Below are 26674 nucleotides of genomic sequence, written 5' to 3' on the forward strand. Positions count from 1 at the left end.
TCATCAGGGCAGACGAAACTCGCCAAGGGCGCTAGAATGCAGACGCTGCGCCCAATCGGATGCCCTCTTTTAACCTGAAATCAGACGACGACATGACAACACCCAGACAGGACAAAACGCCGTGGTGGAGTCAGGGGAAAACCCCGGACTACCGCTTTTCATTAGCAAATGAGCGCACTTTTCTGGCGTGGATTCGCACCGCGCTGGCGTTTCTTGCGGGTGCGGTGGGTATCGATCAATTTACCGTGCATATCGATCCGCTGGTGCGTCAGGGGCTGGCTCTGCTGCTGGTCGTCTGCGCGGCATTGCTCGGCGGCCTGGCCTATCGTCGCTGGGTCAGCAATGAGAAGGCGATGCGTCAGGAAAGTGATATGCCGTACACACCAATGCTGCTGATCGTGACGCTGTTTATCACCCTCATTGCCATCGCGCTTGCCGCCATGATCCTGTTCGGGTAGCACATGGAGACAACACGCGATCCCGGTTTACAGCCGCAGCGAACCGGCATGGCCTGGACACGCACCCTGTTTGTGATGTTGATAAATAGCCTGCTGTGTTTTCGTTTAAGCATGGTAGATGACAGCCACGCTGTTTTTGCCTGCGCCATCCTGCTTTTGTGCGTCTCCGCTCTGATGTCGGTGCTGGCGATTCTGCGCTACCGCTTTAACGCCTCTTGCCAACCGGTGCTATCACGCGTCAGCCACGGGCTGATCGCCCTTACGTCATCGTCAATCGCGATAACTGCGCTGGTCTTGTTGCTGCACTTCAGCGGCGTGTGGCAAGGATAGGTTTTTTGCAAGAAAGGCGGTGAAGCCCGAACGTGCTTCACCGATTAGACTGGCTATTCGATCGAACTTTCCGGGAACAGGAAGGGATTGATGCTACTGCGAGAAAAACCTTCTTCCTCCATTTTCACATCCAGCACCAGCGATGCCAAATCGTCAGCGACGGCTTCTACACGGTGATCTTTTTCCTGATACAACAGTTTCAGATACGTGCCACAGTGACCACAGCTTTCCGCTTTGATAGCGGAATTTTCGCTATCCAGCGACCAATAGTTCAGCTCGCTCGACTCTTCACAGTTGCTGCATTTCACCCGCACCATGTGCCATTCGCTCTCGCACAGATTACAGTGCAGATAACGCAGCCCGCTGGAGGTGCCTAACTGCACCACGCCCGATACCGGAATACTGCCACACACGGGGCAGAACTGGCGATGCTCGCCGGGTACTGCACGCGCTTTACCGGGCAGTTGGCTTGCCATCTGCGCCCAAAACAGCGACAGCGCCGCCCAGATGAACGGGGCTTTATCATTGCTCTCGGCACGAAACTCGTGTTGCAACAGTGCCGTTGCCTGTGCTTCCAGCTCCTGCTCTGAGGCTTTTTCCAGATTCTCCAGCGTGGATAACACCTGTCCGCTGGCATCCGGTTTTAATTCTTCAATCAGTGCCCGCAGCAGCGTATGCCAGTGCGCATCACGCGGGAACACCGCGATATCGAGCGGTGGACGTTCACCGGACGGTTTCAGCACATCACTCAGGTCAAGCTTCAACGGATGATCGTGCAATACCTTCTGCTGGGCTTCCACCACGCCTGCGGCGAAGGTGAGATAATCCCCCAAAGGGTGCGCTTCAGCTAACTGACGCAGACGCGCCGCGCGGCTGCTGTACAGGCTTTTCAGATTAGCAAAAAGCAGCGGAGGGATGTTCCCTTCCGGCATCGATTTTTCGTTCTGTTCTAACTGTTCCTGAGGAACAATGCGAATACTCATCAGGGTGGTTTTTCCTGTTATTTACGTTGTCTATCCGATAGGTTTCGGGGTGCAGGAAGGCCGCCAGCGCGGTCCGGGTATAATAGCTAATGCCAATCGCTTAAAGATCGAGATACACGGGGCGACCACAGGGGTGAGGCCTCCCTGCGGGAACCTCCCCCTGTGTTTCCCCTAAAAACGAGCTTAAATAATCAGCATTCGGGTATCGCTCAGCTTTAGTCGGGATTATACGCATCGTGCCTGGCGACTTCCTGATTTCCGGCAAGGTTATGGCTGTTTTTCGCCATCCATTCAGTCACCTTCCACCATGACGGAAACAGTAGCAGAAAAGCGGCAAACATCTCCACACCTCTAAAGGGGTGATCGGGTCAAACGCTCGCTTATCTGTGACCGAATCAGCGCTGCTAAGACGATCACGCTTTGTTCGCAGCGATCGTCCCATTCGTAGGACGCGTTAAAGCGGAAATAGCGATCGTATTTGTCGCCGGTCGTGAACATTTTCCCCGGCGCAATGCTGACGCCCCGCTCCAGCGCACGACGGTATAGCTCCGTGCTGCTGACACCTTCAGGCAACTCCAGCCAGAGAAAATAACCGCCTTGCGAATGATTAATGCGGACGTCGCCCGGAAAGTGTCGGCGTAGCGACTGTAATGCCGCATGTTTGCGCTGCTCCAGCGCTCGCCGTAGGCGACGTAGGTGGCTGTCATAGCTGCTGGTCGCCAGATAATCTGCAATCGCCAGCTGCATCGGTGCGCTGGTTGATAAGGTACTCATCAGTTGTAAACGCTGAATGCTGCCCGCATGGCTCCCTGCCGCCACCCAGCCAATGCGGAACCCTGCTACCAGATTTTTAGAAAACGAGGAGCAGTGCAAAATCGTCCCTTTTTTATCCAACGCCTTCGCGGGGAGCGGACGTTGCAGGCCAGTGTAAAGCTCACTGTAGACGTCATCTTCTACCAGCCCGACACCGTGTGTCTCCAGCATCGCCACCAGCCGCTGTTTCTTTTCCCAGGACAGCGTGCAGCCAAGCGGGTTATGAAAATTGGTCATCAACCAACAGGCTTTGATCGGGTAATCATTCAGCGCCTGCTGCAACGCCTCAAGATCGATGCCCTGCTGCGGATCGGTCGCTATCGCAATCGCTTTGAGTTTAAGGCGCTCAATCGCTTGTAGCGCACCGTAAAAAGCCGGAGATTCAATCACCACGTAATCGCCCGGCTCCGTCAGTACCTGAAGACTGAGATTGAGGGACTCCATCGCACCCGCCGTAATCACAATCTCATCGGGCGAGACGGCAATCCCCTGCAACGCATAGCGCTGGGCGATGTTCTTCCTCAGGCTCTCATTACCCGGCGGCAAATTATCCAGCGCGCTCTGTGGCTGCATATGACGCGCCACCGAGGCCAGCGAGCGCGTCAGTTGACGCTGTGGGAAGAGCTGCGGATCGGGAAACGCCGATCCGAACGGCATCACCGCCGGATCTTTGCTGGCCTGAAGCACATCAAAAATGAACGCATTGACGTCCACGTCTTCGGTCAACTGAACGCGCTCCTGCCCAACGGGCAAATGCAGGCTGTCTGCCGGTAATGCGGACAGCTGCGGTGCCGCGTAATAGCCCGACTGTGGACGCGACACAATCAGCCCCTGACTTTCCAGCAGTTGATAGGCGTGCAGCACGGTCATCAGGCTCATGCCCGAGTGCAGTGATTTTTCCCGCAGCGAGGGCAGTTTGTCGCCCGGCTGCCAGATCCCTTCCTGAAGCTGCTCACGGATCTGGTGAGCGAGCTGTTCAAACTTTGCCATAGCGCTACGGTTTCGGTGGATGAGTCTGTCATGATTTTGGCTCGATCATCACCGAGGAGTGACGATCGAGAAGGACGCTTTATCGACAATAATGCGTTGTTCGAGGGCTATTTCGCCGCGTAGCGTTGTACAAAATCCAGCAGGATCTTGCGCGCCCAGACGGGTTCCTGCGGAATATCCATCATCCGATCGACATCCCAACCGCCCTGTCGCAGGGCCGTTTCATTATGACGCAGGCACGTCAGCATGATGTCCGCGCTGAATTCCGGGTGGAATTGTACGGTCAACACTTTATCGCTGTAGCGGATAATCTGGCAGCCATCCATCTCTGAACTCGCCAGCACCTGCGCGCCCGCAGGCGGTTCCAGCACGGATTGCTGATGGGTAAGATAAGCGCCAAACTGCTGCGGATAATCACGCAGTAAGATGTCGTGCGCAGCAGCTTCATGGGTTGTCACAACCTGAACGCCGACTTCCTTGCCGTTCGGGTTATCCCCTACTTTGCCGCCCAGCGCATCGGCTAACAGTTGATGCCCATAGCACACGCCCAGCAGCGGAACATCCGCGTAATACGCTTCACGCAGCCAGCCAGCGGTGTATTCGCTCCAGTCCAGCCGATCCGTAACCATCGACCACGAGCCTGAGATCACCACCGCCGCTAGCGTATCAAACGGCGGTAACGGCTCCCCAAGATCGGGACGAACCACCTGCACCGGCTGCGTCTTACCCTGCACCGCATCGGTAAACCACTTTCCCTGTTGTCCCACCTGAGACGCAATGCCTTCCGGCGGTGGGCCCAACTGAATCACCAGCAATACCTTTTCGCTCATCGTCCTGTTCTGCCCGTATTTGAAAAACCATCAACCTGAAAAACTATCAACCTGAAAAACCATCGGTCTGAAAAATCACAAGAATGCGGCGTTCGCTGCTTATAATGAACGTATTTGAGGATCAAAAGCCTGGCAAATCAGAAAGGGGATTTATCTGCCTGAACGCGGGAAGATAGCTCCTTAACCTTCAACCAAAACTGTGCGGAAGAGACGATCTTCCCCAACGCATTAGCTAATGACTCCTGATCCCAACAATCGACTCTTTCCCCTTGATACTCAATCGTAAAAGGGTAACCATCGGCATGTTGTTCCCATATGGCAATATTTGAAATAACACCATCATATATAATGCCCAAGCCCCCTTTTGGTCGGATGCTAAGTTCACAGTCGTTGTCATATTCTTCTATTTTTTCCCATTCAGAAAACGGGTTGACTTTACGAACTCGATTTATTGTTAAATGCCCATTCAGCTCGCTTTCTAACTCTTTATTTAATAAGCGAAAGACATCCCCAATATCTTTGTGATTTTTTTCAACATGGGAGGCAGATTCCTGTCCTGCCTTAATAAATTCTTTAAATTGAAACATTCGCTGCCCCTTTTTTTCTGACACAACCGATAACAGGCATATGATCGAAATAATGCTGACTATCCAAAATAGCAGCACGTAATACATCCGTTAGCACAACACCTGTCGCCGCTTCATCCAGATACCAAGGCCCCGTGCTGAGGAAATCACCCGAAAAAATGATCTGATCGAAAGCCGACCAACCGTTACGATTTCCCGCTTTACTATAACAGGTTCCAAAATCATGTTGCTGTTCCTCAATTGAGAATGGCACTCGGGCCGAGAGCGTTTTCCAGTAGGGATTATAGAGCCAATAATCAGGCTGAGAGAGCACCAGTGCACGATCGTTGGTTGCCGACATGTTTTTAAACAGACTGTGGGCATAGGGTTCATCGTTATAATCGCCCATTAAAATCACCTGCTTCTTATCAGCAAGAAGAGACTCAACAAAACTTCTTAGCCCGATAGAGCATTTATTTCTAAAATCCTCGGCAATGGTTCGTAACTGACTCGGCCAGTGTGAAACCAACATGTTTATTTCGTAAGACGCTTCCGCTTTAAACGCTATTTTTAATTGCTGTGCAATTTTGAGCGATGAGCTGCCAATTCGGCCAGTATGGGTCTTCCCTTGGGTGACCGCTATGCGAGTTGAACGATAAAAATAGCCGATATCAAATTGGCCTCCAGTTGGCGTAGTGTCATCCATAAATTCAGATGCAATACCGATATCCAGAAGCCCTTCAACCAGTAATTGGAAAGAGGTTTGATTCACTTCACAAACCGCTAATAGATCAATGTGTTCATGAGTAAAAAGATGTCTGATGATCTCAACGGCATCAGCGATATCACCCCGATTTTGCCAATCTTTTACACCAGGAGGCGATATCGCACAGTTCCAAAAAGCAAAACGAAAACTCAATGTAATCAGCCCTGAGAAAAATAATCCTATACATTGAATTTAATCACAAATCGCTCTTCCATGGTAAGACGCGGGGTGAAATTTAGCGCGACCTCGCAAATTCAAACGATCGCCCAGACAAAAAATGCGAACAGTGTAGTGAGAAACAGAAAGAGCCTGCTAACGGGAAGGCTGTTGGTGGTAGGCCAGCGAGAAGACGTCGTAGAAATCAACGTCACCTTTCGTGCGTCGAATTTTCTCTATCCCCGCTTTCACGGCTGACGGCACCTGCTCGTTGTGTAACAGCTTATCCTGCGTGTCCTGCGACACGTGGCGGACAGTAAACCACTCTCCGTTATAGCAAACGCGGAGATCCAGGGTATCAATGTCTTCAAAGCGATAGGTCGGGTTGATATCCACTGAGAGGGCCAGCGTCATCACCAGCAGGAAAACGGTAAAGCCGATCAGGTAGGGCAAACCAAAATAAGGAGCATAAAAAAGGATGATCGCGACTGGCACGTAGCTCACCAGCATCGCGGCAAACAGATAGGGGTGAGACTGCATGAATTTGCGGCTAAAACGTATTTTATTGTCGCGTTTTTCTTCCCGATTAATACGTTCGATCTCTTCGGTCAGAAGGCGTTTTACTTCATCCATCGTCATCACCATCGTGCTTGAGGAATACAACACTGCTTGCATCGATTAGAACATAGCCACATGAGAGATAACAGATACAGTTTTCGACAGATTGACTATAACAGTTTGACTGATGCCGGGATGAATTCTCCCGGCAACATTGACGACAAAATAGCGAAGGTTACGGAATGGCGGGCATTGTGAGATCGGGATCGATCAGATTGTAGATGTGATTGCCAAACATGGGTTGCTGCAACAGCTGATCAACCGCCAGCGCGACATCCCAGCGTGACACCAATCCCAGCGTAGCAGCACCCTGCGTCAGTTTTGCATTGTGCGTCGCGACCACGTCCAGCAGGCCGCCAGGACGAACGATACAGTGATCCAACGTACTGCTTTGCAACCAGCTTTCTGCCAGCGATTTCTCACGTACCGCGAAGCCAAACGCGGCTCTGGCGCGTGGCGACAACAGCGGCCAGCTATCGCCGCAGCCCAGTGATGTCACCAGCAGCATACGTTTGATGCCTGCCTGCTCTGCGCCATCGATCACCGTGCGATGGCCCTGATAATTTACCGTGCCACCGCCCATTGTTGATACCACAATGGCAGAAGGCCCCGCCACGCGGCAGGCTTCCGCTACCGTTTCCGGGTCGCAGGCATCGCCTTCCACTACCGTCATTCCCTGCTCACGCCAGTGTTTGGCCTGTTCAGGATTACGCAAGACGAGTACGACCGCCTGCTCGCACTCAATGGCGCGCTGTAATAAGCAGGCGCCGACCCCATTGCCTGCGCCGAAAAGTAACCACGTCATACCTGCTCCGGTTGTAATTCACTCGCCAGCGCGCGGAACGCCTCAACCTGAGCGCTCAGCAGCTGACGGTGGCTGTCTCGTCCAAGGAAAATTTTAAACATCGCTGCACCGCTGGCATTAAAGAACACCACGGACGCGGTGTCCATCCCCATGAACTTACGCTCAATAAATGCAATGTGCTGACAGCTCGTTGCACGGATATGCCCGCTCAGGCCATTTTTGCCGCGCAGGTTAAAGTAACCGTGGCGGTGCGTACCGGTTGGCAGCTCGCTCTTGAATTCCAGAATCGCGTCTGCCGTGTGGCTGATGAGCGTCACTTCACCCCAGGTCGCAATCGTGTCCCAGACCTGATCGAAACGATCGCCCGTTGCCAGCGTACGCTGCGCCGCAGGCAAGGCCTCTACGACAGCAAACAGCGAGGTATTATACTTTCCGGCAATCTCTTCCAGTGTGCCATCAGGGTTGGTTGCCAGTAATTCATTTAGTGCCATGGTCATGGTTGCGTCTCCGGTTAGTGCGCATGCTCTTCGGCATTAAGCTGAGGGATAATTTGTTGTAGTGCCTGCATCAGGTTATTCGCCCAGAAGCGGCCATCATTGGTCAGACGCAGGCAGGTGGAATCGTCACAGGTCAAGCCGGCCTGATGCCATTGACTCAGCAATGGCTGAAGCTCACGGGCATGTCGAGTCAGTTGAGGCAACTTGATACGACCAACCTCAATTCCCGCCTGAAGCTGATGCTGCCACGGCCCGGTAGGACTGGCTGGCGTCATCATCATGATCGGTTTTTGCCCCTGGTCGATCTGCTGGTAGTAGCGCTCCAGGCTGCGTTCCATCATGTAGGCTTGCCCGTTTATATTGCCGCCCGCACTGCTTCCCATTGCCAGACAGTCCGCGCCCTGTTTAATCAGCAGATTGTACAAGTTGCGTTCACGCGTGGTGCGCGCCCAGTGACTGTTGCTAAGCTGGTGCCAACCAGCATCGGCCAGAAATGCCGCGCCAGTCCGGTAAAAATCACGACGGGCCACCACATCAGGCAGCGCGACACGCTGGTTTTCGGCCGCTTTCGCCAGCGGCGTGGTCAGTAACAGATTAAGCGCATACAGATCGACGCCGTCTAACGGTAAATCACTGACGATCGCCAGATCTTCGCGCCAGATTTCCGGCGTTTGTTCCGGCAGGCCGAACATCAGATCGCACACTACGGCGGCTCTGTCTCGCTCGCACAGGCGCTCAAGGAAGCGAATTGACTGCTGCTTATCCGACGTACGCGCCATACGCTGACGAATACGGGTATCGAACGTCTGAATCCCAATGGAGAAACGGTTCGCTCCCGCATCCAGACAGGCATCGATTCGCTCATCGTCAAAATCCATCGCCCGCCCTTCCACCGTGATTTCACAGTCTGGTGCCAGCGGCAGAGAGGTACGGATCGCGCGAATGATCTGTGACAGCTCATCGGCCGCCAGCGCCGTTGGCGTACCACCGCCAAAATACACCGCATGAATCGGCGCAGACTGATGCAGCGGGCTGTCCGCTTCCATCGCCAATTCCTGCAACAAATAGCGGGTATAGGTCGCCGTGCTGTCATCACGCAGTTTGTTTTGATAAAAACCGCAGAACGTGCAGTGCGTGGCGCAGAAAGGAATGTGCAGATAGAGCAGACGCTTACGCGCAGGCACGGTCTGCTGCTTCAGCGTCTGCCAACCGGCCGGAATCTGTTCTGGTGAAAGCGGCACATGGTTGCGCCAAGGCATTGCCATACGTCGGGCGCCAAAAGGCTGCTCACCGGGCTCGGCATAATACGGCGTCAAATCGATGTTCATTAACGGCCCCCAAATAATCAATAAAATAAATTAAATGATAATTATTTTTATTTGGCAACCTGCCCGGTAGGCAGAAAGGAGGCGGGTTATTTTTTTCGCGTTATTTTCTCTTTAAATTAACCGATTTGCTTATTTTGGTTAAAATTGCCGATATAAATAAACACGGTTATTTCTCATTACTTTCATAGCATTAATCCACTTCACTCACTTTAAATGTTAAATAAATGAAAACAAAAATCACTACATTAAAATTCGTTAATTTAACAACCGATAAAATATTGCAAGTCATTATTTAATAATAAATGAGATTGCAGTCACATTTTTTAATATTCATTCAAATTAAATTATCTCCGCCCCCGCCCAAATGATAATCATTAACTTTTCAGAGAAAAAGCCATGAATAAAAAGGCCACACACTGGGCTCTCTTTATGCTGCCTGCTATTTATAGCGGCGCAATTAATGCAGCGCCAAACGATTCATCTACAAATCATTCGACCACAAACAGCGATGAAATAACCGTTATTAGTGCAGGGAGAACGGAACAGAATTTATGGGAAAGTCCGGTCACGATGCAGGTTATCGATAATGAAAAGCTGAATAAATATACCGGCGATTCTATTGCTGAAGCGCTGCGTGATATTCCCGGCGTCGATATTACCGATACCGCATTAGCCGGTCGTAAACAAATACGCATTCGCGGCGAAGAAGCCTCACGCGTATTAGTGTTAATTGACGGTCAGGAAGTCACTTATCAGCGCGCTGGGCCAAACTACAGCCTCGGATTATTAATCGATCCATCTTATATTGAACGCATTGAAGTCGTGAAAGGCCCGCATTCGGTATTATATGGCTCGCAAGCTATCGGCGGCGTGATCAACTTTATTACCCGCAAAGGCGGAGACAAACCGCTGAGCGGCAAAATCAAAGCCGTTTATGACAGCGTGACCGTAGGCTGGCAGGAATCGGGTTTAGCCTACGGCTCCATCGGCAATTTCGACTATCGCCTCAGCGGCAGCTATAGCGATCAGGGCAACCGCAGCACGCCAGATGGCCGTCTGCCGGATACTCATTTCCGCAACAGCGGGCAGTCCGCCTGGCTCGGCTATCGCCTTGGCTATCATAAATTTGGCCTGTCGCTGGACAGTTTCAAACTCAGCACGCAGACCTACACCGATTCGACTGAATACGACAGCTTCAGCGTGCGCATTCCTGAATTGGAAAGAAAGAAGGTCGGCCTGTTTTATGACTGGCAGCTCGGCGGCGATGTGCTGAAAAACCTGCATCTGGACGCCTATCAGCAAAATATTAAACGCGAATTCCGCAACGATCTGTCGCAGAGCGGTAATCCGCTGCGCTATAACGGCATGGCGCTTTATCAAGGCAAAATGGCGATGAGCACAGGAACCGACGACAAACAGACCAGTCGGGGATTGACCTTACAGGCGGATATCACGCCATTAGCCGGACACACACTGATTGCCGGGGGACAATGGCTCTCCGATGTCGTGAAGCAAAATGCCTTTTCTGATGTCTGGGTAGAGGGATCATTATCGCCGATGGGAATGCCTTCTCTGTCGGTCAACCCCAGCTCGATATCCAATAACCACTGGCGGCAGAATAGCTGGGCACTGTTCGCACAGGATGAATGGAAAATAACGCCGGACTAGACGTGGACGCTGGGTGCGCGCCAATACTGGGTTGAATCACTCTCCTACGGTGGACAAAAGACAGGCACCGTGAGAATGAACGGTATGGTGATGCCAAACAACAGTACGTCCGCCGCCGCGAAGGAAAGTGACAGCACATTAGTCACCGCCAGCAGCCTGCGCTATTCCGGCTTTGACAATATCCAACTGCGCGCCTCCTTTGCGCAAGGTTATGTCTACCCTACCCTGACGCATAAATTTTACGATACGGCGGCAGGCGGGAGCACCACTTACGGCAACGCCAATCTACAGGCGGAAAAGTCGGATAACTATGAAGTCGGCATGCGCTATAAAGACGATAGCTGGCTGCTGGACAGCGCGATCTACCACTCACGCGCCAAAGACTACATCACCACGCTGAACTGCGCCGGTAACGCAGTCTGTTCCGGCAGCACGGACAGCAGTAGCCGTTATTACGCCAACGCCAACCGTGCGACCACGTACGGGATGGAAATGTATGCAGAATACCTCGGCTGGACGCTATCTCCTTACGTTAACGGCAATATCATCCGCCGTGAGCTGGAACTGCCGACTCGCAGCACCTATCGCACGGGTGAACCCACCTTTACCGGTCGCGTCGGGGTCAAAAACATCATGCTGTTCGAGCGCATGGAGCTGGAATCCGATCTCTACCTCCGGGCGGCCTCACGAGCGAAGGATGAAACGGCTGATACTGCCGTTCAGCGCAGCGGTTGGGCAACGGCCAATCTGGAATTTACCAGCACCTTCGGTAGCGAGAATCAGTATCAGGTCACGCTGGCGCGGAATAACCTGCTGGATAAGCGCTATACCACCGCGCATGAAAGTATTCCTGCATCCGGCTTCAGCACCGCGATCGGCGCAGCGTTCTCATTCTAAGAGTCATGATGATGAAGGCGATAATCGCGTTAATGCTTTTCGGGCTGTCTTCCTTCACCTGCGCGGCTGAGCCGCGCGTGGTGATTGCCGGTGGATCGCTGGTGGAAATCGTTTATGCGCTCGGCGCAGGCGATACGGTGGTGGGCGTGGATCAGACTACCACTTACCCGCCACAAACGGCAACGCTGCCAAAGGTCAGCAACTGGCAACAGTTAACGAGCGAAGGCATTTTGTCGCTTCACCCAACGCTGTTGATGACCTGGCAGGATGCCAATCCGCCGCAGGTGCTTAATCAGCTTGAGCAGGCGGGCGTAAAGGTGGCGCGTTTTACCCGCACGCCCAGTACGCCAACGCAGCTGCTTAGCAATATTCGTCAGGCTGGCGCACTGCTCAATCGTTCTGAGGCAGCTGAGCAGTTGGTTACTCGCCTTTCTCAGCAACTGAGTGCAGTCTCAGAGCGGCTGGCAACGCGGAAGGATCGCGTCAGCGTCGTGTTTCTGCTGAGTGTCGGCAGCTCCGCAGCGCAGGTCGCGGGGAAAAATACCGTGGTGGATAGCCTGATAACGCTGGCAGGCGGAAAGAATATTGCCACACATAGCCAGTATCGTATTTACGGCGGTGAGGCAATGATTGCGGCGAATCCTGAGGTGGTTGTGGTGACGACGCAAAGTGTGGAAAACGGCGTGGAGGCGCTGGCGGCTGTACCCGGTTTGACGCAAACCGCAGCCTGGAAAAACCAACGTATTATCGCGCTCGATCAGGCGATTTTATTGGGAATGGGACCACGCGTCGCCGAGGCGGTGCAAGCGCTGAATCGTGGCTTCTATCCTGACTAATACATCCCTAAACAATACGGCCTCAATAATGAGGCCGTATTACAACGCTTACTGAATACCCTGACTGCGCAGGTAATCTTCATAGTTACCGGTGAAATCGATCACTTTATTTGGCGTAATTTCCAGAATGCGGGTCGCCAACGAACTGACAAATTCACGGTCATGAGAGACGAACAGCAGCGTCCCTTCGTACATTTCCAGCGCCATATTCAGCGATTCAATGGATTCCATATCAAGGTGGTTGGTCGGTTCATCCATCACCAGAATATTCGGACGCTGCATCATCAGCTTGCCGAACAGCATGCGGCCTTTTTCACCGCCGGATAACACCTTCACTTTCTTCTTGATATCATCCTGGCTGAACAGCAAACGACCGAGAATGCTACGCACAGCTTGCTCGTCGTCTTTTTCCTGTTTCCACTGGCTCATCCAGTCAAAAACGGTCAGCGTCTCATCGAATTCGTATTCGTGATCCTGCGCGTAGTAGCCAATTTTTGAGTTTTCAGACCATTTCACCGTACCGCTATCCGGCTCGAAATCACCGACCAGCGTTTTCAGCAATGTCGATTTACCGATACCGTTGGCACCCAGAATAGCGACTTTCTCACCCACTTCGACCATCAGACCCAGCTTACTAAACAGTGGGCCATTATCAAAACCTTTGCTCAACGCTTCAACTTCCAGCGCATTACGGAACAGTTTCTTATCCTGATCAAAACGGATAAACGGGTTTTGACGGCTGGACGCTTTCACTTCATCCAGTTGGATTTTATCGATCTGGCGTGCGCGCGATGTCGCCTGCTTGGATTTAGAGGCGTTGGCGCTAAAGCGGCTGACGAACGATTGCAGTTCGGAAATCTGCGCTTTCTTCTTGGCGTTATCGGCCAGTAGGCGCTCACGAGCCTGCGTCGCGGCCGTCATGTATTCGTCATAGTTGCCGGGATAAATACGCAGCTCACCGTAGTCCAGATCCGCCATGTGCGTACACACCATGTTCAGGAAGTGACGGTCATGCGAGATGATGATCATGGTGCTGTTACGCTCGTTCAGCACCTGCTCCAGCCAACGGATCGTATCGATATCCAGGTTGTTGGTCGGTTCGTCGAGCAGCAGGATATCAGGATCGGCAAACAGCGCCTGCGCCAACAGGACACGCAGTTTCCAACCGGGAGCAATTTCACTCATCAAACCATAGTGCTGCTCAACGGGAATCCCCACGCCCAACAACAGCTCGCCCGCGCGTGATTCTGCGCTGTAGCCATCCATCTCACCGTATTGCACTTCCAGATCGGCAACTTTATAGCCGTCGGCTTCGCTCATTTCAGCCAATGAATAGATACGGTCGCGCTCTTCTTTTACCGCCCACAGCTCACCGTGGCCCATGATAACGGTATCCAGCACGCTGTATTTTTCAAAAGCGAACTGATCCTGACGCAGTTTACCCAGACGTTCATTAGGATCGAGGAAGACGTTACCGCCGCTCGGCACCAGATCGCCGCCGAGAATCTTCATGAATGTGGATTTTCCGCAGCCATTCGCGCCAATCAAACCGTAACGGTTGCCGCCGCCAAATTTAACGGAAATGTTTTCAAACAACGGCTTGCTGCCGAACTGCATGGTGATATTGTTGGTACTTAACACAGCACTTATACTCGAGTCGGAATGTGATTTGGCGCGCATTATGCCACAAGCGCGCGATAGGATCGCGGTTAGTTTTGAGTAATATTTAAGCGATAGCGCATACAGGAGAGAAATGCGATGCCTATACTACGTCGTTTCAAACAGGTCGACGTTTTCACCCAGCAGCCTTTCAAGGGCAATCCGCTTGCCGTCATTATGGAGGCGAAAGGATTAACCGATGCGCAAATGCAGGAGATCGCTCGCTGGACAAACCTGTCAGAAACCACGTTTGTCCTGCCAGCCACCGATCCTTTAGCGGATTACCACGTCCGCATTTTTACGCCAGAATCGGAGCTGCCCTTTGCCGGACACCCTACGCTAGGCACTGCACATGCCCTGCTGGAAGAAGGATTGCGCCCTAAATCTCCGGGCCAGTTGGTGCAACAATGCGGTATTGGCCTCGTACCGATCAACATCGGTGAGGATAAGAGCCTCGCTTTTCACGCGCCTCAGGCCACCCTCGTTCCCTTTGACGATGAACACCTGCCACTGCTGGAAAAAACGCTGGGCATTACTGGTTTTGATCGTGCCGCTATCGATACCCGCTACCCGCCCACCGCAGTACACATGGGCATTCGCTGGCTCGTGATTCGCGTAGACAGCGCCGACACCTGTCTGAACATCACACCAGATGCTGAAGCACTCTCAGCCGTGCAAAACCTCAGCCAGACCAACGGCATCGCTGTCTATGGCCCACACGATGGCGCAACGCCTGCCGGCTATGAGATTCGTGCCTTCTACATCGAACGCGGTCATCTCAAGGAAGATCCGGTTACTGGCAGTGCCAATGCCTGTCTGGCTGCACTGCTTCGCCAGCAGCACTCGACGAATAACGTCACCGCACCACTTAGCTACCTTGCGCGACAGGGCACTATGCTACAGCGCGATGGCCAGATTACCGTCACTTACCTGAACGATGAACCGTGGATCGGCGGGCACAGCGTCACGATTGTTGACGGTACGTTACAGGGATAAGGAGGGATTTTATGGCAACGCCATTTGCCGATACGTCATTTACAGATGCACTGTATGCATTGCGTCATCAGCCTCATCTGTGCCTCACGATCCAGGAAGAAAGCGATGCCGATGCGCTCTTTACCCTGATTCAGCAGGAAAAAGCGCGTCTGCGGCGTACGTTACCCTGGCCGGATTCTGTTAAGACCGTCGATGACACACGTGAAACCATTCGCGCCAACAGAGAAGAATTTCTCGCCAAATCAGCCGCCGTGTATCTTATCCGCTGGGACGACGCGCTGGCTGGCATCGTCTCCTTCAACACGATTCAAGACAAAGAAGGAGTCATCGGTTATTGGATCGCCGAAGCATTTGAAGGCAAAGGCATCGTTTCTCAGGCCGTCAGCACGCTGATAACGGCCTATACCGGTGCGAGCCTCATTGACCGCTGCGTCATCAGAGCCTCAACCGCCAACACGCGTAGCAACGCTGTCGCTCAACGGCTTGGCTTCCACTTTCACCACACAGAGAAAGACGCCGAGCAGATTGGCGAGCAGTGGTTCAATCACAATATTTATCACTATCCTGCCTGATATTACCCCGTATACCTTCCATCACCTGATGCGCTGACCTCCCGGCTGCGCATCAGATTCTTTCTCTTCACGACGCATTACCTTTGCCATATCGTTATATTTTTGTGACTGATATCACAAAAATGTTGAAATCCAATTTCATCTTCGCTACCATTAAAAACGTGATGAACATCACACTTAACTAACCCGTTAGAGGAGCCTGATAATGAAAATGATGCGCAGAATCAGCAAATTCTTTAAAAGAATGGGAGATGTTTATGTCAGTTACTGTGAACGTATTGGGTCAATCATCAGCCCGTTCTGATTGTGATATAAACAATCTCTGAAGCCGCCTCCTACAGGCGGCTTTTGTTTTTTCATCCTCTCTCATACCTATTCATCCCCCTTTCCTTTTTGTCTACCCACACGTCGCCGATTTGTGCAGCACACCGCATGCCTGAACATTCTCTTTTAAAAACAGCCCAATGCGTTTTTCTTTCACGGCAAAACCACCGTTAACAGACTATGCTTTTCTCTGGCTGTACTTGCTTCGCGTCCACGACGTCTGCGCTAAAAGATATACCCTAAATAATTCGAGTTGCGTGAAGGCAGCAACCGAGCGAATCCTCAGGAGCTTACACAGGTAAGTGACTGGGGTGAGTAAGGGCAGCCAACGCACAAGCAGCTTGAAGTATGACGGGTATAAAAAGGACATGACTATGAGTAAAGTTAAACAACAGGATATTGACCGTCTGATCGAACTGGTCGGCGGGCGTGAGAACATCGCGGCGGTCACGCACTGCATTACTCGTCTCCGCTTCGTCTTGCACGACTCATCCAAAGCCCATCCCAAGAACATTGAAGAGCTGCGTATTGTTAAAGGGTGTTTTACGAACGCCGGACAATTTCAGGTCGTGATCGGCACCAACGTGGATGAGTATTACAAAGCGCTGCTCGCCACCACGGGAAAAGGCGAAATTAATAAAGAAGAAGCCAAAGTCGCCGCTCGCCAGAACATGAGCTGGTTTGAACGCAGCATTTCACATTTTGCCGAGATCTTTTTTCCGCTGCTTCCCGCGCTCATCAGCGGGGGCTTGATCCTCGGAGCCCGTAACGTAATTGGCGATATTCCGATGCGCGACGGGCAAACGCTGGTACAGCTCTACCCGACCTGGCAAACCATCTACGATTTCCTCTGGCTGCTGGGCGAAGCCATCTTCTTCTATCTTCCCGTTGCGGTCTGTTGGTCAACCGTACGCAAAATGGGCGGCACGCCCATCCTCGGCATCGTACTCGGTATCACGCTGGTATCGCCACAGTTAATGAACGCCTATCTTATTGGCCAACAAACGCCTGAAGTGTGGAATTTCGGCTGGTTCACGATCGAGAAGATAGGTTATCAGGCACAGGTCATCCCTTCCGTATTGGCTGGGATGGCGCTGGCCCTGATCGAAATGCGACTGAAAAAAATCGTGCCGGATTACCTCTATCTGGTGGTCGTGCCCGTAACCTCGCTCATTCTGGCCGTTTTCCTAGCACACACGTTGATTGGTCCCTTTGGTCGTATGATTGGCGATGGCGTCGCCTGGGCCGTTAAGGCGGTCATGACAGGCAGTTTCGCTCCCATTGGCGCCGCGCTGTTTGGCTTCCTGTATGCACCGCTGGTCATCACAGGCGTACACCAAACTACCCTCGCGATTGATATGCAGATGATTCAAAGCATGGGCGGCACCCCCGTCTGGCCGCTCATCGCATTGTCCAACATTGCACAGGCGGCTGCCGTCGTCGGGGTGATTCTCGTCAGCCGGAAAGCCAACGAGCGCGAAATTTCTGTTCCTGCGGCGATTTCCGCCTTTCTTGGCGTGACCGAACCCGCCATGTACGGTATCAACCTCAAATACCGCTTTCCGATGCTGTGCGCCATGATTGGCTCCGCTGCGGCTGCACTCATCTGCGGGCTGTACGGCGTAACGGCAAACGGCATCGGCGTAGGTGGGCTACCGGGTATTCTCTCCATCAAGCCACAGTTTTGGGGAATCTTCGCCCTTGCCACGCTGGTTGCCACCGTCATTCCGATTGTATTGACATCGCTGGTCTATAAGCGCAAAACCCGCAATGGCACACTCGATCCTACATAGCGGCATATAATTATTGTCTCAACTCAGGCCGTGCTTGCACGGCCCACTGTAATAAAGGAGCGACCTCATGACCATGAACGCCTCGCTTCCCTGGTGGCAAAATGGCGTGATTTATCAAATCTACCCGAAGAGCTTTCAGGACAGTACCGGCAATGGCATTGGCGACATCGCTGGCATCACCGCCCGGCTCGATTACCTGCAACAGCTGGGCGTCGATGCGATCTGGCTGACACCAGTTTACCTCTCTCCTCAGGTTGACAACGGCTATGACGTCGCCGACTACTGCGCCATCGACCCAGCCTATGGCACGATGGCCGATATGGAAACATTGATCGCGGAAGCGCATCAGCGCCGTATACGTGTCGTCATGGACATGGTGTTCAACCACACCTCTACGCAACACCACTGGTTCCAGAACGCACAGGATCGCCGTAGTCCGTACCGTCATTTTTATATCTGGCGTGATGGTAATGACGGAGCGCTACCTAATAATTGGCGTTCAAAATTTGGCGGCCCGGCCTGGCAGTGGCACGAAGAAAGCAAACAGTACTATCTGCATCTTTTCGCCACTGAACAGGCCGACCTGAATTGGGAACACCCGCGCGTACGGGATGAATTAAAGCAGGTCTGTGCATTTTGGGCGGATAAAGGTGTGGACGGACTGCGGCTGGATGTCATCAATCTGGTTTCCAAGCAGCAGGATTTCCCGTCTGATGCTCAGGGCGATGGACGCCGTTTCTATACCGATGGTCCCCTGATTCATGATTACCTGCAGGAGTTCAGCCGGGATGTTTTTCAGCCCCGTGGCTTGATGACCGTCGGTGAGATGTCATCCACCTCGCTGGAGCACTGCCGCCGCTACGCCGCGCTGGACGGCAATGAACTCTCCATGACGTTCAATTTCCATCATCTGAAAGTCGATTATCCGAATGGGGAAAAATGGACGCTGACGGAACCTGATTTTATCCAACTCAAACAGATCTTTAATCACTGGCAGCAGGGGATGCACAACCATGCCTGGAACGCGCTGTTCTGGTGTAATCACGACCAGCCGCGCATCGTGTCGCGCTTTGGTGACGAAGGCAAATTCCGTGTGCAATCCGCCAAGATGCTGGCGATGGTGCTTCACGGTATGCAAGGCACGCCCTATATCTATCAGGGTGAAGAACTGGGTATGACCAATCCAGGCTATACGCGGATTGAACAATACCGCGATATTGAAAGCCTGAATCAGTTTGCTGAACAGCGCGAACGGGGTCAGCCGGACGAACAAACCTTAGCAATCCTCGCCAGCAAATCACGCGATAACGGCCGCACGCCGATGCAGTGGGATGACAGCCATCATGCTGGGTTTACGACCGGCACGCCGTGGATAACCCCATGCCAGAATGTCGACCACATCAACGCAGCACAGGCGCTGGCGGATAAAGACTCCGTTTTCTATACCTACCAGCAGCTTATTGCTATGCGTAAAGCACTTCCGCTGCTGACGTATGGGGACTATCAGGATTTGCTCCCCGATCACCCTAACGTCTGGTGCTATCAGCGCATCTGGGAGGGACAGCGGCTTCTGGTTCTGGCAAATCTCAGCAAACAGACTCAGCGCTGGCAGCCTCCAATTGATACTCATGACCGCCGCTGGCGACTGTTATTCAGCAATTACTCTGATGCACAGCCTCAGCCCGCCATACTGGCGCTACGCCCGTTTGAAGCCATCTATTGGGTACAAGGAATGCCGGAGAAAGAGGATAAGATTCAGGGCTAGAGGATACCGTGAGATGTAGCGGGTAACCCCGCTACATTATTACCAGAAACTCAATTACCAGAAACTAGATTGGCAGGAACTAGCGCTTAGCCAGCAGCAATCCCAACACCAGACCGACTGTGGCACCGATACCGATACCGTGCCAGGGTTTGTCATGCACATAGACGTCGGCTTTGTCAGCCACCTGCTTGGCGCGCGCATAATAGCTGTCAGTCACACCAATGCGGGCTTTGACTTCCAGCAGCGCTTTTTCCGCGCCCTTTTTCAAATCAAGGTAGGCTTGGTCTGCCTGATCGCCCGTATAGCGCAATACCTCATCCAGCGTTTCAGACAGAAGTTTTAAATCATCATCGACACGAATTTCTTCAGGCTGTTTTTTGGTCGCTGCCATAAAGTGCTCCCTTCTGTTATGAAAAGTCATTAGTTATAAATCGTTGCCTGATTAACTATAGACAAGTTTGTGCGACTTCTACGGCTGCAACAGACCAGATCATTCCTAAAACGTATTTTGCTTCCATAAAAAAATGCAGGAGCGTTTTTCAACATCGCTTGCGACGGCCCGAAGAGTGGCGAGCAGGAAGCTCGCCATAAAAAAACGCCGTTGATTCTCATCAACGGCGCTTCATTACTCAAGCAGACTCTCGTCAGCGGTTACATCATTGGCTGCGCCAATTGCACCAGAGAGATAAGCGGCTGCGGATACAAACCAAAGAACAGTACCACGATGGAGGAGATCAGCACGACCACACCACCCGCAGTTAAAGCCCAGTTGTTTGGCGTATCACGCTGCAACACCTGCGGCGCATTCAGGAACAAACTCACCATCACGCGCAGATAGTAGTACAGACCAATGGCACTACCCAACACGACAGCACCAGTCAGCCACCACAGTTCAGCATTAACACCGACCGCCAGCACATAGAATTTGCCGAAGAAGCCCAGCGTCATCGGGATACCCGCCAGCGACAGCATCATCACCGTCATCACCGCAGACAGGACTGGTTTATGCCAGAATAAACCACGGTAAGAGAACAGTGAATCGGCATCCGGGCCACGGTACGGGCTAGACATCAGGCTAACCACACCGAACGCGCCCAGGCTGCTGAACAGGTAACCCACCAGATAAACACCGACGGTTTCCAGCGCCAGTTGATGGCTCTGAACCGCGATCAGGGCAACCAGCAAATAGCCCAAGTGTGCGATAGAAGAGTAACCGAGCAGACGTTTGATGTTGGTTTGCGATACCGCCATCACGTTACCGAACAGGATAGACGCGAACGCGATGACACCTAGCACAATTCTGACGGACTCGCTGTCAGCCATCGGCGCGTACAGGAACAAACGCATGACTGCACCGAAAACGGCAATTTTACCGGCCGTCGCCAGAAACGTAGACACGGGCGCAGGTGCACCCTGATACACATCAGGCGTCCACAGCTGGAACGGAACCAGAGACAGCTTGAAGCCCAGACCGACAATCATCATCCCCAGGCCTGCCAGCAGCAGCGGCTCATGGATTTGGTGATCGCTCAGGCTCTTACCGAGGCTGGCGAAGCTCATATCGCCTGATTCAGCATAAATCAGCGCCATACCAAACAGCAGGAAGGAAGACGCGGCTGCCGACAGCAGCATGTATTTAATACTGGCTTCCAGCGAACGTTTCAGGCGGAAGGCATAGCCGACCAAACCAAACAGCGGGAGAGAAAGCAGTTCGATCCCGATGAACAGCGAAGCCAGATGGTTGGCGCTCGACAGCAAAATCCCACCCAACGCGGCAATGAGAACCAGCAGGTAGAACTCATCACGATTGTCTGGGTAGCCTTGCAGCCACGGGTAGGCAAACGTGCTGGTTGCCAGACTGGCAAGCAGAACCAGTCCGGTATAGAACATCGAGAAGCCATCAACACGCAGCAGCGGCGTCACGTCCGTTGGGCCAACCTGGCCGACAAAGTACAGTGACAGCAACGCAATATTCAGGCCGATAACCGTCATGGTTGCGTTGACAAAATGGTTGCGTCGCCACGCAATGCACAGCATCACAACCACTACCGTCAATCCGACGATCAACAGCGGCGATAGCGCAATTAGTTGTTGAAGAGTTATTGTCATGGCGAATTACGGCCTTGTTGTTGAAATAATTGAATCTGGAGCAGACGACATAAACCACTGCTGGATATTTGACATCGCGGCACTGGAGGTATCCAGAATCGGTTGCGGGTAAACCCCTAACAACACCAGTAATACCACCAACAGCATCACGATAGACAATTCGCGGAGCGACATACTCTTCAATGGTTCATCAGATTTAGGCGTACCGTAATAAGCACGCTGAATCATGATCAGTGAGTAGACCGACGCAAATACCAGACCGAAGGTTGAGATCACCGTAATCACCGGCACAACCTGATAGCTGCCGAACAGAATCATGAATTCGCCGACAAAGTTACCCGTACCCGGCATCCCCAAGGTTGCCACAGCAAAGAACAGAGACAGCGCAGGCAGGAACTTCAAGCGCGCCCACAGGCCACCCATTTCACGCATGTCACGGGTATGCAGACGTTCGTACAGTTGACCACACAGAATGAATAGACCGGCAGCGGACAAGCCGTGCGCAATCATCTGAATCACCGCACCCTGATAAGCCAGCTGATTACCGGAATAGATGGCAATCATCACGAAGCCCATATGGGACACAGAGGTGTAAGCAATCAGACGTTTGATATCCGTCTGTTTGAACGCCAACCAGGCACCGTAGAAGATACCAATCACACCCAGCCACATAGCGATCGGTGCAAAAGCATGGGAGGCGTTAGGGAACAGCGGCAGGCTGAAACGCAGCAGGCCATAGGCCGCCGTTTTCAACAGGATCCCTGCCAGGTCAACAGAACCCGCAGTTGGTGCCTGACTGTGTGCATCTGGCAGCCAACCGTGCAACGGCACGACAGGCATTTTTACAGCAAACGCGATGAAGAAGCCCAGCATCAGCAGATATTCAACACCATATGACATCGGCGTCTTCAGCAGGTCTTCATAGTTGAACGTCCAAACGCCAGTGGCATTGTGATGCACAAAGACCAGCGCCAGAATCGCGATCAGCATGATCAGTCCGCTTGACTGGGTATAGATGAAGAACTTGGTCGCCGCCGTAATTCTGGTTTTACCGTCGGAGCCTTTATGGCCCCACAGCGCAATCAGGAAGTACATCGGTACCAGCATCATTTCCCAGAAGAAGAAGAACAGGAACATGTCGATGGCAAGGAACACACCGATAACGCCGCCCAGAATCCACAGCAGGTTCAGGTGGAAGAAGCCCTGATAGCGCTGAATTTCATTCCAGGAACAGAGGATTGCCAACACGCCCAGCAACCCCGTCAGCACCACCATCAGCAGTGACAGGCCGTCCAGCGCAAGATGAATACCGATGCCGAAGCGCGGGATCCATGGCACATAAAACTCAGATTGCCATTGTGGCACGCCTGTCGGTGCGGTCAGCGAATAACCGCCTTGCAACCACAGTTGCAGAGACAGTGCGAGTGTCAGCCCCATTGCAATCAACGCTATCCAGCGCGGTACTTTCGTACCAAAACGCTCTAACTGCCAGCACAGCAGACCGCCGATAAAGGGGAGAAGAATTAGCCAAGGTAGTAGCATGGCGTTTTGTGTCCCTAAATTAAAGAAATCTGAAAACTTGCCGTGGCGGGCATCCCTGTCTGCGGAATGCCCTACCTTTTAGTACGTTACCGGATACTGCCTTAGACCAGCAGTAACAAGGCCAGCACCAGCACGGCACCAAAGCCCATTGAAGCAACGTACCAGCGCAATTGACCATTCGCACTGAGCGCCAGCCCACGGTTACCCCAACGAGTAATCGTAGCCGGAAGCGTCATCAATGCATTTAACGGATCACGCTGCAACAGCTTCGCGATAGCCAGATACGGTTTAACAAAGACATGGTCGTACAACCAGTCGAAGCCCCACGCGTGGAACCACCAGGTCGAGAAGAAACGACCTGGAGCACTCTTCGCGATGCTGCTCACCGCCTGACGTTTACCCAGCCACAGCACAGCAGCAAGCAGAATACCGGCAATCGCCACCACGCCAGAGGTAATTTCCAGCGTCATCAACTGGCCATGTTCAAGCTCAGTCGTCGCTGGCAATACACCGTGCAACGGCGGAACAATCATCGCACCAATAAAGGTGGACAGAATCATCAGCACAACCAGCGGTAAGTGGTGAGAAATGCCTTTTCCTGCATGCGCTTTGGTTTTCTCTTCACCGTGGAACACGATGAAAATCATACGGAACGTATACAGCGAGGTCATGAAGGCACCGGCCAATCCAGCCACCATCAGATTGATGTGACCATTTGCCCATGCGCCAGCCAGAATCTCGTCTTTACTGAAGAAGCCTGCGGTAACCAGCGGCAGTGCAGCCAGCGCCGCGCCCCCGACCAGGAAGCAAACATAAACCAGCGGAATCGTTTTACGCAGGCCGCCCATCTTGAAGATGTTCTGCTCGTGGTGGCAGGCCAAAATCACCGAACCAGAAGAGAGGAACAGCAGCGCTTTAAAGAACGCGTGCGTCATCAGGTGAAAAATCGCGGCATCCCATGCCTGAACGCCCAGCGCCAGGAACATGTAACCAATCTGGCTCATCGTAGAGTAAGCCAAGACGCGCTTGATGTCGGTTTGAACCAGAGCGGCAAAACCTGCCAGCACCAGCGTGACTGCACCCACAATCCCTACCAGATGCAGAACATCCGGGGCCATCAGGAACAGGCCGTTAGTACGCGCAATCAGGTAAACACCCGCGGTAACCATCGTGGCGGCGTGGATCAGTGCAGATACCGGAGTTGGACCAGCCATCGCATCCGCCAGCCAGGTTTGCAGCGGCAGCTGTGCCGATTTACCGACCGCACCACCCAGCAACATCAGCGTAGCCCAGGTGATTTCTGGTGAACCTTCAGCCAGTTTCTGCGGTGCCAATACCATCAGCTCGCGGAAGTTAAGCGTACCCAGCTCTTTGTAAAGGATGAACAGCGCAAAGGCCAGGAAGACGTCACCCACACGCGTAACGATGAAGGCTTTCATCGCCGCCGCGCCGTTCTTCGGATTGGTGTAGTAGAAACCGATCAGCAGGTAACTGCACAGCCCCACCCCTTCCCAACCGAGGTACATCAACAACAGGTTATCAGCCAGTACCAGAACAACCATACTCGCGATAAACAGGTTGGTGTAGGCGAAGAAGCGGGAATATCCCTCTTCCCCACGCATGTACCAAGAGGCAAACAGGTGGATAAAGAAGCCGACACCCGTTACAACGGACAGCATCGTCACCGAAAGGCCATCGAGCGTCAGCGTGACGCTGATGTCGAAGTTGCCGACGGCCATCCATGTCCACAGATGCTGATTAAAGAAGGTTACACCGCCGTGCTGTTGGCCCATGAAATCGACCACAACCCAAGCGGTAACCAACGCTGCCAGACCAATCGAGCCAACACCGACGGTCGCGGACGTATTTTCAGACCAGCGACCGCGGGAAAATGCCAGCAACAGAAAGCCGAGCAGCGGGAAGAGTATTGTTAAATAGAGTAAGTTCATCCGCGCATCTCACTGACTGTATCAATATTCAGGGTCTGACGACGACGATACATTTGCAGCAACAGTGCCAGACCAATACTGGCCTCAGCCGCTGCCAGCGTAATCGCCAGAATGTACATCACCTGACCATCCGGCTGCTGCCAGTAACTGCCTGCGACCACAAAGGCCAGCGCGGCAGCGTTGATCATAATTTCAAGACTGATCAACATAAACAGCAGGTTACGACGAATCAACAGACCAGTCAGCCCCAGAACAAACAGAATAGCGGCTAAAATCAATCCATGTTGTAACGGAATCATGCGCGTTCCCCCGTTATTTTCTTCTCAACGTCCTGGTTCGCGCCTTCTTTACTGACAACGTCACCACGTTTATCTTCACGACCAATGTGGAAAGCGACAACCAATCCCGCCAGCAGCAGCATTGATGCTAATTCAACGGCCAGAACATAAGGCCCAAACAGGCTGATACCCACGGCTTTCGCCTCAACAGGCGTACCCGTGATGCCCTGCTCTTTCAGGCTAAGAATGGCATTGACGACAATCACCAGTAACGCCAGTGAAAGAATGCTCGGACCGATCCAGACGCTGGGTTTCAGCCAATTCCGCTCTTGTTCTTCTACGGAATTACCGAGGTTGAGCATCATGACCACGAACACAAACAGCACCATGATGGCACCCGCATACACGATGATGCTCAGCGCGCCGGCAAAATTAGCCCCCAGCGAGAAAAATACGCCCGCAATCGCCATGAGCGAGGTGACCATATACAACAATGCATGCACAGGATTGGTATGCGTAATGACGCGCAGTGTCGCCAGTATCGCAATCAAACCTGTGGTATAAAAAGCGAATTCCATGCTAGCTCCTTAGGGCAACAGGCCTTTGACATCAATGGGTTTGGCTTCGTTTTCAGCTTCGCCTTTGTCTTTCCCATCGATTGCCATACCAGCCATCCGGTAGAAATTATATTCCGGATATTTACCCGGCCCCGATATCAGCAAATCTTCTTTCTCGTACACCAGATCCTGACGTTTGTAGTCGCCCATCTCGAAATCCGGCGTCAGCTGGATAGCGGTTGTCGGGCAGGCTTCTTCACAGAAGCCACAGAAAATGCAGCGCGAGAAGTTGACGCGGAAGAACTCTGGATACCAGCGACCATCTTTGGTTTCCGCTTTCTGCAATGAGATACAGCCGACCGGACAGGCCACCGCACACAGGTTGCAGGCAACGCAACGCTCTTCACCATCTGGATCGCGCGTCAGCACGATACGACCACGGTAGCGCGGTGGTGGATTCACAGGCTCTTCTGGATACATTCTGGTTTCGCGCTTCTTAAAAGCATTCGATCCCACCATACAGATACTGCGTATCTGGGTGCCGAAACCAACCACTAACTCTTTCAATGTCATGGTTTATTCACCCCTT

At 52.7% G+C, this 26674-nt stretch carries 24 protein-coding genes and 1 pseudogene; 8 read left to right on the forward strand and 17 right to left on the reverse strand.

Going from position 1 to position 26674, the window contains the following annotated elements; all coding sequences use genetic code 11:
• Window positions 1–92 precede the first annotated feature (92 nt).
• Together JFY74_13870 and JFY74_13875 are read left to right on the forward strand one after the other, a co-directional pair.
• On the forward strand, window positions 93–458 hold the full coding sequence (locus JFY74_13870; protein QQG27191.1) for a DUF202 domain-containing protein: 366 nt from the start codon (window positions 93–95) through the stop codon (window positions 456–458).
• Between the two features lie 3 nt (window positions 459–461).
• On the forward strand, window positions 462–788 hold the full coding sequence (locus tag JFY74_13875; GenBank protein ID QQG27192.1) for a DUF202 domain-containing protein: 327 nt from the start codon (window positions 462–464) through the stop codon (window positions 786–788).
• A gap of 53 nt (window positions 789–841) precedes the next feature.
• Here JFY74_13875 and fdhE read toward each other — a convergent pair whose 3' ends face one another.
• The 9 genes from fdhE to JFY74_13920 form a co-directional block, all read right to left on the reverse strand.
• Complete coding sequence (gene fdhE / locus JFY74_13880) at window positions 842–1771, reverse strand: formate dehydrogenase accessory protein FdhE (GenBank protein QQG27193.1); 930 nt, start codon at window positions 1769–1771, stop codon at window positions 842–844.
• Between the two features lie 351 nt (window positions 1772–2122).
• On the reverse strand, window positions 2123–3574 hold the full coding sequence (locus JFY74_13885; protein QQG27194.1) for a PLP-dependent aminotransferase family protein: 1452 nt from the start codon (window positions 3572–3574) through the stop codon (window positions 2123–2125).
• Window positions 3575–3681: 107 nt separating this feature from the next.
• Window positions 3682–4404, reverse strand: coding sequence for a glutamine amidotransferase (locus tag JFY74_13890; GenBank protein QQG27195.1), 723 nt, complete (start codon window positions 4402–4404; stop codon window positions 3682–3684).
• A gap of 137 nt (window positions 4405–4541) precedes the next feature.
• The gene (locus JFY74_13895; protein QQG27196.1) at window positions 4542–4991 is read right to left on the reverse strand and encodes a hypothetical protein; all 450 of its coding nucleotides are present in this window, start codon (window positions 4989–4991) and stop codon (window positions 4542–4544) included.
• Complete coding sequence (locus JFY74_13900; protein QQG27197.1) at window positions 4978–5889, reverse strand: endonuclease/exonuclease/phosphatase family protein; 912 nt, start codon at window positions 5887–5889, stop codon at window positions 4978–4980. The genes JFY74_13895 and JFY74_13900 overlap by 14 nt, the downstream gene beginning before the upstream one ends.
• A 159-nt stretch (window positions 5890–6048) precedes the next feature.
• Window positions 6049–6525, reverse strand: coding sequence for a YlaC family protein (locus tag JFY74_13905; GenBank protein QQG30547.1), 477 nt, complete (start codon window positions 6523–6525; stop codon window positions 6049–6051).
• 160 nt (window positions 6526–6685) lie between these two features.
• A complete protein-coding gene (locus tag JFY74_13910) occupies window positions 6686–7315 on the reverse strand; it encodes an NAD(P)H-binding protein (GenBank protein ID QQG27198.1) in 630 nt (209 codons plus the stop codon).
• On the reverse strand, window positions 7312–7812 hold the full coding sequence (gene hutX / locus JFY74_13915) for a heme utilization cystosolic carrier protein HutX (protein QQG27199.1): 501 nt from the start codon (window positions 7810–7812) through the stop codon (window positions 7312–7314). Before hutX ends, JFY74_13910 begins: the two co-directional genes overlap by 4 nt.
• A 14-nt stretch (window positions 7813–7826) precedes the next feature.
• Complete coding sequence (locus JFY74_13920; protein ID QQG27200.1) at window positions 7827–9140, reverse strand: heme anaerobic degradation radical SAM methyltransferase ChuW/HutW; 1314 nt, start codon at window positions 9138–9140, stop codon at window positions 7827–7829.
• A 396-nt stretch (window positions 9141–9536) separates the two neighbouring features.
• On the opposite strand from JFY74_13920, the pseudogene JFY74_13925 reads away from it, so the two are divergent.
• Window positions 9537–11705 (forward strand): annotated as a pseudogene (locus tag JFY74_13925) (TonB-dependent receptor).
• 11 nt (window positions 11706–11716) lie between these two features.
• Window positions 11717–12541: an ABC transporter substrate-binding protein gene (locus JFY74_13930; protein ID QQG30548.1), complete on the forward strand. Its 825-nt coding sequence runs from the start codon at window positions 11717–11719 to the stop codon at window positions 12539–12541.
• Window positions 12542–12589: 48 nt separating this feature from the next.
• On the opposite strand, the gene JFY74_13935 is transcribed toward JFY74_13930, so the two are convergent.
• Complete coding sequence (locus JFY74_13935) at window positions 12590–14182, reverse strand: ABC-F family ATPase (protein QQG27201.1); 1593 nt, start codon at window positions 14180–14182, stop codon at window positions 12590–12592.
• A 117-nt stretch (window positions 14183–14299) separates the two neighbouring features.
• Between JFY74_13935 and JFY74_13940 the strand changes: the two genes are divergently transcribed.
• The 4 genes from JFY74_13940 (at window position 14300) to treC (ending at window position 19650) form a co-directional block, all read left to right on the forward strand.
• Window positions 14300–15196: a PhzF family phenazine biosynthesis protein gene (locus JFY74_13940; protein ID QQG27202.1), complete on the forward strand. Its 897-nt coding sequence runs from the start codon at window positions 14300–14302 to the stop codon at window positions 15194–15196.
• Window positions 15197–15207: 11 nt separating this feature from the next.
• Window positions 15208–15768: a GNAT family N-acetyltransferase gene (locus JFY74_13945; GenBank protein QQG27203.1), complete on the forward strand. Its 561-nt coding sequence runs from the start codon at window positions 15208–15210 to the stop codon at window positions 15766–15768.
• A gap of 698 nt (window positions 15769–16466) precedes the next feature.
• Window positions 16467–17885 (forward strand): PTS trehalose transporter subunit IIBC, encoded by a 1419-nt coding sequence (gene treB / locus JFY74_13950; protein QQG27204.1) that lies wholly within the window; start codon window positions 16467–16469, stop codon window positions 17883–17885.
• A gap of 73 nt (window positions 17886–17958) precedes the next feature.
• Entirely contained in the window at window positions 17959–19650 is a 1692-nt protein-coding gene (gene treC / locus JFY74_13955; protein ID QQG30549.1) for an alpha,alpha-phosphotrehalase, read from the forward strand.
• A gap of 79 nt (window positions 19651–19729) precedes the next feature.
• Here the strand turns inward: treC and elaB are convergent, their stop codons facing one another.
• The 7 genes from elaB to nuoI all read right to left on the reverse strand — a co-directional run bounded on the left by elaB (window position 19730) and on the right by nuoI (window position 26658).
• Entirely contained in the window at window positions 19730–20041 is a 312-nt protein-coding gene (gene elaB, locus JFY74_13960) for a stress response protein ElaB (GenBank protein ID QQG27205.1), read from the reverse strand.
• A 260-nt stretch (window positions 20042–20301) separates the two neighbouring features.
• Window positions 20302–21759 carry an NADH-quinone oxidoreductase subunit NuoN gene (gene nuoN / locus JFY74_13965; protein QQG27206.1) on the reverse strand — a complete coding sequence of 486 codons (1458 nt, stop codon included), beginning with the start codon at window positions 21757–21759 and terminating at the stop codon, window positions 20302–20304.
• A gap of 6 nt (window positions 21760–21765) precedes the next feature.
• Window positions 21766–23301, reverse strand: a complete 1536-nt coding sequence (gene nuoM, locus JFY74_13970; GenBank protein QQG27207.1) for an NADH-quinone oxidoreductase subunit M — start codon at window positions 23299–23301, stop codon at window positions 21766–21768.
• A gap of 101 nt (window positions 23302–23402) precedes the next feature.
• Window positions 23403–25250 carry an NADH-quinone oxidoreductase subunit L gene (gene nuoL, locus JFY74_13975; protein ID QQG27208.1) on the reverse strand — a complete coding sequence of 616 codons (1848 nt, stop codon included), beginning with the start codon at window positions 25248–25250 and terminating at the stop codon, window positions 23403–23405.
• Complete coding sequence (nuoK, locus tag JFY74_13980; GenBank protein ID QQG27209.1) at window positions 25247–25549, reverse strand: NADH-quinone oxidoreductase subunit NuoK; 303 nt, start codon at window positions 25547–25549, stop codon at window positions 25247–25249. Before nuoK ends, nuoL begins: the two co-directional genes overlap by 4 nt.
• Entirely contained in the window at window positions 25546–26106 is a 561-nt protein-coding gene (gene nuoJ / locus JFY74_13985) for an NADH-quinone oxidoreductase subunit J (GenBank protein ID QQG27210.1), read from the reverse strand. The genes nuoK and nuoJ overlap by 4 nt, the downstream gene beginning before the upstream one ends.
• A 9-nt stretch (window positions 26107–26115) precedes the next feature.
• Window positions 26116–26658 (reverse strand): NADH-quinone oxidoreductase subunit NuoI, encoded by a 543-nt coding sequence (gene nuoI / locus JFY74_13990; GenBank protein ID QQG27211.1) that lies wholly within the window; start codon window positions 26656–26658, stop codon window positions 26116–26118.
• Window positions 26659–26674 lie beyond the last annotated feature (16 nt).

Source organism: Pectobacterium carotovorum (assembly GCA_016415585.1).
GTDB classification, from domain to species: Bacteria; Pseudomonadota; Gammaproteobacteria; order Enterobacterales; family Enterobacteriaceae; genus Pectobacterium; species Pectobacterium carotovorum_K.

Excerpts from the sequence above, each read along its gene's own strand:
- JFY74_13870 (QQG27191.1), top strand. The coding sequence starts at position 93 with ATGACAACACCCAGACAGGACAAAACGCCGTGGTGGAGTCAGGGGAAA.
- JFY74_13945 (QQG27203.1), top strand. The coding sequence starts at position 15,208 with ATGGCAACGCCATTTGCCGATACGTCATTTACAGATGCACTGTATGCA.
- JFY74_13895 (QQG27196.1), bottom strand. The coding sequence starts at position 4,991 with ATGTTTCAATTTAAAGAATTTATTAAGGCAGGACAGGAATCTGCCTCC.
- JFY74_13920 (QQG27200.1), bottom strand. The coding sequence starts at position 9,140 with ATGAACATCGATTTGACGCCGTATTATGCCGAGCCCGGTGAGCAGCCT.
- JFY74_13940 (QQG27202.1), top strand. The coding sequence starts at position 14,300 with ATGCCTATACTACGTCGTTTCAAACAGGTCGACGTTTTCACCCAGCAG.
- JFY74_13875 (QQG27192.1), top strand. The coding sequence starts at position 462 with ATGGAGACAACACGCGATCCCGGTTTACAGCCGCAGCGAACCGGCATG.
- nuoK (QQG27209.1), bottom strand. The coding sequence starts at position 25,549 with ATGATTCCGTTACAACATGGATTGATTTTAGCCGCTATTCTGTTTGTT.
- JFY74_13890 (QQG27195.1), bottom strand. The coding sequence starts at position 4,404 with ATGAGCGAAAAGGTATTGCTGGTGATTCAGTTGGGCCCACCGCCGGAA.
- nuoL (QQG27208.1), bottom strand. The coding sequence starts at position 25,250 with ATGAACTTACTCTATTTAACAATACTCTTCCCGCTGCTCGGCTTTCTG.
- JFY74_13885 (QQG27194.1), bottom strand. The coding sequence starts at position 3,574 with ATGGCAAAGTTTGAACAGCTCGCTCACCAGATCCGTGAGCAGCTTCAG.
- treB (QQG27204.1), top strand. The coding sequence starts at position 16,467 with ATGAGTAAAGTTAAACAACAGGATATTGACCGTCTGATCGAACTGGTC.
- nuoJ (QQG27210.1), bottom strand. The coding sequence starts at position 26,106 with ATGGAATTCGCTTTTTATACCACAGGTTTGATTGCGATACTGGCGACA.
- treC (QQG30549.1), top strand. The coding sequence starts at position 17,959 with ATGAACGCCTCGCTTCCCTGGTGGCAAAATGGCGTGATTTATCAAATC.
- nuoM (QQG27207.1), bottom strand. The coding sequence starts at position 23,301 with ATGCTACTACCTTGGCTAATTCTTCTCCCCTTTATCGGCGGTCTGCTG.
- JFY74_13910 (QQG27198.1), bottom strand. The coding sequence starts at position 7,315 with ATGACGTGGTTACTTTTCGGCGCAGGCAATGGGGTCGGCGCCTGCTTA.
- hutX (QQG27199.1), bottom strand. The coding sequence starts at position 7,812 with ATGACCATGGCACTAAATGAATTACTGGCAACCAACCCTGATGGCACA.
- nuoI (QQG27211.1), bottom strand. The coding sequence starts at position 26,658 with ATGACATTGAAAGAGTTAGTGGTTGGTTTCGGCACCCAGATACGCAGT.
- JFY74_13905 (QQG30547.1), bottom strand. The coding sequence starts at position 6,525 with ATGGATGAAGTAAAACGCCTTCTGACCGAAGAGATCGAACGTATTAAT.
- fdhE (QQG27193.1), bottom strand. The coding sequence starts at position 1,771 with ATGAGTATTCGCATTGTTCCTCAGGAACAGTTAGAACAGAACGAAAAA.
- elaB (QQG27205.1), bottom strand. The coding sequence starts at position 20,041 with ATGGCAGCGACCAAAAAACAGCCTGAAGAAATTCGTGTCGATGATGAT.
- nuoN (QQG27206.1), bottom strand. The coding sequence starts at position 21,759 with ATGACAATAACTCTTCAACAACTAATTGCGCTATCGCCGCTGTTGATC.
- JFY74_13930 (QQG30548.1), top strand. The coding sequence starts at position 11,717 with ATGAAGGCGATAATCGCGTTAATGCTTTTCGGGCTGTCTTCCTTCACC.